The following is a 939-nucleotide window of genomic DNA, read 5'->3' as shown; positions in this document are numbered from 1 at the left end:
GGCGCGGCCTGCTCGCCGGCGGGGCCCTGGCCGCCGGCGGAGCCCTCGCGGGCGCCGCCGCCATCGCCACGACTCGCACCGATGGCGGGCCACCACGGGCCGCCGCCGACGCCACGGCGGCGGTGGCGGCCGTCGGCGGCCTGGTCGAGCCGTTCCACGGCGCCCGGCAGGCCGGGGTGGCCACCGAACCGCAGGCGCACGCGTCGTTCGTGGCGCTCACGCTGCGGGCCGGCGTCGACCGGGCCGCGCTGGGCCGGATGTTGCGATTGCTCACCGACGACACCGCCCGACTCACCCAGGGCCGGCCCGCGCTGGCCGACACCGAGGCCGAACTGGGGCTGCTGCCCGCCCGGCTGACAGTGACCTTCGGCTTCGGGCCCGGCCTCTACCGGGCGGCCGGCGTCGACGACCGCCGGCCGGCATCGGTCACCGACCTGCCGTCGTTCCGCATCGACCGGCTCCAGCCGGCCTGGTCCGGCGGTGACCTGCTGCTCCAGATCTGCGCTGACGACGCGATCACCGTGGCCCACGCCCAACGGGTCCTGATCAAGGACAGCCGACCGTTCGCCACAGTGCGGTGGGTCCAGCAGGGCTTCCGGCGCAGCCCCGGTGTCGAGCCGGGTGGCCACACCCAACGCAACCTGTTCGGTCAGCTCGACGGCACCGCCAACCCGCGACCCGGCGTGCCCATGGACACCGCGCTCTGGGTGCCGGACGGCCCGGCGTGGCTGCGCGACAGCACCACCGTGGTGGTGCGGCGGATCAGCATGAACATGGAAACCTGGGACCTGCTCGGCCGGGCCGACCGCGAACTCGCCGTCGGGCGGCGGCTCGACACCGGTGCCCCGCTCACCGGCACCGCCGAGCCTGACGAACCCGACTTCGCCGCCACCGATCCGGACGGGCTCACCGTCATCCCCGACTTCTCGCACCTGACCC

At 75.6% G+C, this 939-nt stretch carries 1 protein-coding gene; it reads left to right on the top strand.

What is annotated here, in order from left to right; all coding sequences use genetic code 11:
- Positions 1-939, top strand: a 939-nt coding sequence (locus tag KBX53_RS34295; protein WP_210863960.1) for a Dyp-type peroxidase, incomplete at both ends; no start/stop codon positions are given.

Origin of the sequence: Micromonospora sp. M51, assembly GCF_018070305.1 — a bacterium.
In the GTDB taxonomy this organism is placed as follows: domain Bacteria; phylum Actinomycetota; class Actinomycetes; order Mycobacteriales; family Micromonosporaceae; genus Micromonospora; species Micromonospora parva.
Note: the sequence above shows the minus strand (reverse complement) of the source record. Positions and strands in the feature narration are given on the sequence as shown.